Raw genomic sequence first — 7,428 nt, 5'->3', positions numbered from 1 at the left:
GGCACGGCCAGCGTGAACGTCTGCGTGCTGCTCGTGGCGCCCGACAGGCCGGTCCGCGGCACGCCGTTCTGCAGCGCGTTGCCGCTGGTCGTGCTGAAGCTGCCCGTGATGCTCAAGTTCGACACGGCCGAGTAGCCGTAGACGAAGACGTGGTAGGTGCCCGCCTGCGCGGTCGCGATGGTGCAGGTCTCGGCATTCGTCGAGCCTTCCGAGCGGCAGTCGTAGACCGTGCGCGAAGCCGGCGTGCCGAATTTCACATAGAGATCCGCGTCACCCGTGCCGCCGCTCGTGACGAACTTCAGGCCCGTGGCGCCGGCCGGAACGACCATCGTGAACGACAGGCCCTGGCCCGTGGCGATCGACAGACCGGTCTTCGCCACACCGTTCTGCAGCACCGTGTCGCCCGGCGGCGCGGTCACGGTGACCGAACCGGTCCGGGTGTTGGTCGCGCCGTCGTCGTCGGTCACGGTCAGCGTGACCGTGTAGGTGCCGGCGGCCGCATAGGTCTTGCTCGGATTGGTCGCGGTCGAGGTCGTGCCGTCGCCGAAGTTCCAGTTGCGCGAGGCGATCGTGCCGTCCGAATCGGTCGAGGTGTCGGTGAAGTTCGCCGTGAGCCCGCTCGTGGTCGAGGTGAAGTTCGCGACCGGAGCGACGTTGCCCGGGCCGCTGGTCACGGTGACCGTACCCGTCTTGGTGTTGGTGGCGCCGTCGTCGTCGGTGACGGTCAGGTTGACGGTGTAGGTGCCGGCCGATGCATAGGTGTGGCTCGGATTCGTCGCCGTCGAGGTGCCGCCGTCGCCGAAGGTCCAGCTGCGCGACGTGATCGTGCCGTCGGAGTCGCTGGAGCTGTCGGTGAAGCTCGCGACGAGGCCGCTGACGCTCGAGGTGAAGTTCGCGACCGGCGGAACGTTGGTGCCGCCGCCCGAGCAGGTCGGACGCGTGCCGCAGGCGATGCCGTGCGCGTTGAACGCATCCCAGATGCGGCAGGCGTTCGGCGTGCCGTTGGCCAGGTTGCCGTCGTTGTCGTCGGCGGCGAGATACACCGTATACCAGTTGTTCGAACCGCAGCCGTTGACCGTCGCCGATGTGCTGCACTTGCCGCCGGAAGCGACCTGATAGGCACTCTTGCTCGGCGTCAGGCTCGCGTACCAGATCTTGTCCATCGCGGCCCAGCCGGCGGTCGCGCCGTGCGTGGACACCAGCGACTGCGCAAGATCCCAGTTCGCCGAACCGGCGATGTATGACTCGCAATGGCCTTCGTAGCCCATCGGCCCCTGGTACGGCACGAAGCCGTTGACCAGATACGGACACGCGTAGCGATCGCAGTTCGGACCGTTGTTGTCGGCGATCAGCGAGGGCTTCGCGATCGTGTGCGTCCCCTGCTGGCTGAATGCCTTCAGATGGCGCACGCCGGTGCAGGCGTCTTCGCAGTTCGCGCAGACCTGGCCCGATGCAAAGAAGCCCGGACCGATGCAGGCGTCCTTGGTCTCGAGGAACGCGAAGGTGTCGCCGACGGCTTCGCCGCTGCCGTTTTCGTTGGCGGCGCCGCCGCTGTTCTGGTCCATGCCGTGACCCCATTCATGCAGGAATACGGCCGGCAGCTCGCCGGTGTTCGCGCACTGGATCGTCGCGTCGGACGGGTGCGTGCCCGACTTGTAGAAGTTCATCGAGCTGCCGTTCCAGCTCGCGTTGCAGGTCTGATTGACGTTCATGTTCGCGGTGACTTTCCCCGCGATCCACGAATTGCTCGGCAGGAACGTCGCGGCCTTGCGATTGATCTTGGTCAGGTAGTAGAAACCCGTGCGCGACGCGCGCGTGTTGCCGGCGCCGCCGGTCGTCGTGCTGCCGCAGTCGGTGCTCGGATCGGTGCCCAGGTGCAGATTGCCGTCGGTCGAGTTCGACAGCGAGATCGAACCGCAGGCATCGGACATGCGGAAGTACTTGCCGTCGAGCGTCACGCTCGCCGAGCCGCCGGAATAGTCGTAGATGCCGAGCGCGTCGGTGACCTTGGCCGTGCCGTTGGTGACCGCGGCGAACGGCAGCGGAACGATGGTTTCCGAACCGGTGTTGAGGCCGAGGAACACGCCGCCGTCGACGGTCGCGTTGACGTAGCTCGTCAGGTCGCGGACTTCGATCACGCGGTTCGTCTTCGCGTCGACGAACAGGTCGTAGGTCATCGCGTCGTCCTTGACGCGGAACGCGAAGTGCCACGCGAGACGATGCGTATAGCCGGTGCCGCGCGCGCCGTTGTACGACGCCTCGATCTCGAGACTGCGCTCGCTCGCGGCCGGCAGCACGAGCAGCTCGCCCTGGTTCAGCCATTCGGTGACCGTGGTGCCGGCCGGCATGCCGAGTTCGCCGAACGCCATGTCGAACGCCTTCTCGCGCTGCGACACCGGAATCGTGTCGGTGGCGACCGGCGCGACGAGATGCGTGCCGAACTGCACGATGTTGCCGTGCGAGATGCGGAAGAACAGGTTCGCGCCCTTCACGCGCACGCCGTTCTTGGTCTGCGCGAACTCGATGAACCAGTGCGTGTTGTCCTTGCCGTAGCCGACGCTGCCCTGCGGGTCGAGCGCGAACTCCAGGCCGTCGGTCTTGAGCAGGTCGCCGTTGGCGGCGACGAAGTCGAGCAGGCGCGCCTCGACGACGGCGAGATCGACGGCTTCACCGCTGCGCAGGCCCATCGATTCGACGGTCAGCGCATTGCCGCTGCCCGGCACGAGCGGCACGCCGGAACCCTGGATCAGGTTCGGGCGGTCGGCGCGGCGGTCCCAGCGCATTTCCCAGGTACCCGGGTGACGCAGCTGGAATGCCGATGCGGCTGCATAGGGACGCGCCATGTTCTGGCTGATCGAAACCGTCGCTTCCTGGGTCGGCGTGACCTGCAGTTCCGGCGCGATGAATGCGCGCGACAGTTTCGGCGACGTGGCGCCATGGGCTTCGGGCTGAATGGCGTGGACCGATGCCGACGTGAGCAGGCCGAGCAGCAGTGACGACAGCACGCCTCGGGTTGCGTTGCGTCGCCGGCCGCTGCCAGCGTGATTGACGGGGCGAATCATGAACTTCTCCCTCCAGAAAGTTGATGTTCGTAGCAGTGAAGCGGGCATTCCTGCGCACGGCAGTACGGCGCCGCGACCAGCGAGCGGGTCGAAGCGCCTCGGATGTGTCCGGACAGGAATTCCGCCTCGGGAATCTGGAACGCGGCGCGCTTCGCCGCATCGGTGAAAACGTAGTAAATATATTTTTACGCTCAAGGCATTGAATGCGTTGAGCTATTTACCGGCAGCGAGAATTCGCGCCGACGCGCGAACCGTGACGGCGCGCACACGCGGCGCCGGAGTGCCGCGGCTGCGCCATATCGGCAGCACATCCCGGCACACGGGCGCGACGCATCGATCTCGATGACGGCGGGCGTTATCCGCAGGTATTCGAGCGCCAACGCTCCGGCTGCGGACCGGGAAGAAGCAGACCAGCGGCCAGTACGGCAGCGCAGCTACTTAGTGGCAAACGCCACGAATTCGCTTTGTTCACACGCTCCCGTACGGACGGGGGTTCAGATACGGATCTCGCGCGCGGTGCACTCGCGACGCACGAGCCGCAGGTTCGTGCCGACCGAGGCGACGGCCTTGATGATGCGCTCCGGCGGAACGCCCCATTGGGTCGACCAGTAGGTCAATTCCCAGTGCGAGGACAGGTCGATGCGGTCGGTGTTGCGGGTCGAGGCGTGCAGCGGAGAAACGGCGGACATGGGCACGTTCATGGCGTCTCCCTCGACGGTACGGCGGCTGGTGCGCGCAGATATACCGGCGTTGCCGTTAATGCGCCGTCACGGTTTGGCGGCAACCGCGAGACAGCTGCGCGTTGCGCGTGAAAAATTCGTTGTGCGACGCGGCGACGCGGCGCCGAAAGCGTGTTCGGAAGCGGCCTGCGCAACGTTTGATCAACAGCGTTGCGCGCTGACAGGAATCATCGCCGTACGGCGTATTATCCGATCGCCCGGGCCGGCACTGGCCCTTTGGATACGTTGCGGAGTTCATCATGAAAGCTCGATCGCTGAGCCTTGCCCTGTCCCTGCTGCTGGCCGGCGGCGCCCAGGCTGCCGTCGTCACGGAAACCTCGAGCGAAGTTCTGCGCGTCGATCCGGCGGCAGCACCGAAGACGCAGCAGTGGCGCAGCGGCGCCAAGGCCGCCGCGGTCGCACCGCTGCTGCAGCTGCCGCCGCTCGCCGCCGAGCGCGTCGCCGCGGTCAAACGGCGCAACGAAGCGAACGGCCAGCGCCGCGTGCAGATCGGCGTGAGCCGCGACATCGCAAGCGAAGCGGTCGACGATCTGCCGAAGGCGACGCTGCATTATGTCGACGGCGGCGCGGTGCTGCGCCTGGATGTCGCTGCGCAGGGCGCCGCGGCACTGCGCAGCGGCCTGCGCGCGAACTGGCCCGACGGCGTCGAGCTGCGCGTCGCCGGCAGCGACGGCACGATCTATGCGGTCGATGCCGCGGCGGCGCGCAGGCAGTCCGGCGCCGACGGCGTGTTCTGGACGGCGGTCACCGACGGCGAACGCCAGCAGCTCGAACTGTTCGTGCCGGCCGGCATCGATCCCGCCGGTGTCGCGCTGCGCGTGGAGACGGTCTCGCACCTGATCGTCTCCCCGCTGTCGGCGACGCACAGCAAGGCGCTCGGCGACTCGGGCTCGTGCAACATCGACGTCGTCTGCCGTACCGGGTCCGGCTCGCTCGGCGCGCCGCTCGTCAACATCAAGAACGCGGTCGCGCGCATGGTCTATCAGTCGGGCGGCGGCAGCTATACGTGCACGGGCACGCTGCTCAACGACATCGACTCGAGCACGCAGATTCCGTGGTTCTTCACCGCGCATCACTGCATCGGCAACCAGACCGAAGCGTCGTCGCTGACGACGTTCTGGAACTACGAGACGCCAAGCTGCGGCGTCGACAACAGCGGCCCGAACACGCAGTCGCCCGGCGGCGGCCAGCTCGTCTATTCCGAAGGCAGCACCGACGGCGCGCTGCTGCGCCTGAATTCCACGCCGCCCAACGGCGCGGTGCTCGCCGGCTGGAATGCCGCGGCACTGACGCCGTCGACGTCGGTCGTCGGCGTGCATCATCCGTCGGGCGACATCAAGAAAGTCAGCCAGGGCAACCACAGCGGCACGCGCGAGAACGTCACGTTCGACGGCCAGACCGTCGCCAGCACCTGGAAGTCGTCCTGGAGCGAAGGCACGACCGAGGGCGGCAGCAGCGGCTCGGGCCTGTTCACGCTCGCCGGCGCCGGCTACCAGCTGCGCGGCGGCCTGTTCGGCGGCGGCGCGTCCTGTTCCAATACGGGACAAAGCGAAACCGCCGGCAATGTGGATTTCTACTCGCGCCTCGACCGGATCTTCCCGTCGATCTCGCAGTACATCGCGAGCACCGGCGGCGCGGTCGGCCCGACGCGCGACTACACCGGCCAGTGGGACGTGCGTGCCGAGGGCGGCCGCGGCGTCAGCATGTTCCAGTTCGGCAACGTGCTGTTCGCGCTGTGGTTCGTCTACGACAACCAGGGCCGCGCCGCGTGGTATCAGCTCGATCCGCAGTGGACCGGCGCCGACGTCGCCGGCGGCCGCGTCGTGAAGTTCACCGGTTCGCCCTGGGGTCCGACCTACAACCCGGACGCGCGCCAGCTGATCGAGGTCGGCACGTTCACGCTGACCTTCACTTCGGGAACCGCGGCGAACTTCAGCTACAACGTCGACGGCGTCAACCGCAGCGTGCTGCTGCAGAAGTACTGATCGTCCTCACGCGTCCGGCGGCCGCCGCAGCTTCGCGGCGAGCCCGCCGGCGCGGCGCACCGGCCGCGCGAGCGCCGCAGCGATCGCCTCGTCCGAGGCGCACAGGTCGAGGCGCTGCTTCGCGCGCGAAACGCCCGTATACAGCAGCTGTCGCGACAGGATCCGATGCTCCGGATCCGGCGGCAGCAGCACGGCCGCATGCGCGTATTCCGACCCCTGGCTCTTGTGCACGGTGATCGCGAACGCGCCTTCGTGCGCCGGCAGCGCGTCGGGCGGCAGCGCGCGCGCGCCGGGTTCGCCGCTCTCCGTCGCGGTCTCGAACCACACGCGCAGGCGTCCCTGCGCATCGGCGAGGCACAGTCCGATGTCGCCGTTGAACAGGCGCAGGCCATAGTCGTTGCGCACGATCAGCACGGCCCGGCCGGGATACCAGAGTGCTTCGGCCGGGACATTCCATAGCCGTTTCAGTTCGGCATCGATCAGCGCGTCGAGCGCGAGCGCGCCGAACGCGTCTTCGCGCAGCGCGCAGAGCAGTTGCCGCTGCGCGAGCGTGCGCAGCGCCTGCAGCGCGACCGCGGCCGGGTCGGGCCGCGGCGGATCGAACAGCGACGCCTGCACCGGCAGCGCGGCCGGATCGGGCGCTGCCGCTTCCGCATCCGGCACGACCGGCCGCAGCGGCAGCCGGGCGAGCGCCGCCGCCCAGTCGTGCGCGAACGCCCGCAGCGACGCCGTGTCGGTCACCGCGCGCACGACAGCCTGCGGCGCCGCGTCGAGCGCCGATCCAAGGCCTTGCGCATCGCCGCGACGCACCGCGTCGTTGATCTGCGCGAGTTCGTGCTGCGCGCGGAAGCTGTGATCGAGCCGCACGAGTTCGGGCGCGCGCTCGTCCTCGAGCGCCGCGACGAGGTCCATGAGCACCGAACCGGCTGCAACCGAGGTCAGCTGGTCGGCGTCGCCGAGCAGGATCAGCGCCGCGTCGTCGCGCACCGCGTCGAGCAGGCCGCGCAGCATCGCGAGATCGAGCATCGACGCTTCGTCGACGACGACGATGTCGGCGGCGAGCGGGCGTGCGCGGTTGCGCGTGAAGCGGTTGCGATGCGGGTCGTAGCCGAGCAGCCGGTGCAGCGTCGACGCTTCGGTTTCGGGCACGCGCTCGAGCAGCGGCTGCCAGTCGGCCGGCAACGCCGCAGGACCGCCGCGCAGTGCGGCCTTGCCGGCGCGCAGCGATTGCGCGAGACGCTGCGCCGCCTTGCCGGTCGGCGCGGCGAGCTGGATGCGCGGCACGGAATCGGATGTCCGCAGCAGCATCAGCAGCAGGCGCAGCACGGTCGTCGTCTTGCCGGTGCCCGGACCGCCGGTCAGCACGAACAGGCGGCGTCCGACTGCGGCGGCGACCGCGTCGCGCTGGCGCTGCGCCGCGGCCGGCGTCTGCGCGAACAGCGTCGCGAGATCTTCATCCGTCGCGGCGACGGCATGGTCGACCGCCGCACGACGCGACGCGATGCGCGCGGCGATCGCGGTCTCGTCGGCGAAATTGCGCCACAGCGCGAAGCGGCCGTCGGCATCGATGACGAACGGCGTCGTCGCGCGGCCCTCGCCGACCAGCGGCTCGCGGCGCAGCGCGTCGATGTCCTCGTCCGC

Annotated in this window: 4 protein-coding genes; 1 reads left to right on the top strand and 3 read right to left on the bottom strand. The window is 68.6% G+C overall.

Annotated elements, in window-relative coordinates; genetic code table 11:
- Positions 1–3,005: PKD domain-containing protein (locus VLF18_RS13830; protein ID WP_325280215.1), on the bottom strand; the 3,005-nt coding region annotated here is incomplete at its 3' end.
- Positions 3,006–3,556: 551 nt separating this feature from the next.
- Positions 3,557–3,751: a DUF3606 domain-containing protein gene (locus tag VLF18_RS13825; protein WP_325280214.1), complete on the bottom strand. Its 195-nt coding sequence runs from the start codon at positions 3,749–3,751 to the stop codon at positions 3,557–3,559.
- 290 nt (positions 3,752–4,041) lie between these two features.
- Between VLF18_RS13825 and VLF18_RS13820 the strand changes: the two genes are divergently transcribed.
- Positions 4,042–5,787, top strand: a complete 1,746-nt coding sequence (locus VLF18_RS13820) for a trypsin-like serine peptidase (RefSeq protein ID WP_325280213.1) — start codon at positions 4,042–4,044, stop codon at positions 5,785–5,787.
- 6 nt (positions 5,788–5,793) lie between these two features.
- Here VLF18_RS13820 and recD read toward each other — a convergent pair.
- Positions 5,794–7,428: exodeoxyribonuclease V subunit alpha (gene recD / locus VLF18_RS13815; protein ID WP_325280212.1), on the bottom strand; the 1,635-nt coding region annotated here is incomplete at its 5' end.

The sequence above is a fragment of the Tahibacter sp. genome, assembly GCF_035481375.1.
Lineage (GTDB): Bacteria > Pseudomonadota > Gammaproteobacteria > Xanthomonadales > Rhodanobacteraceae > Tahibacter.
This window is presented reverse-complemented; position numbering and strand designations above follow the sequence as displayed.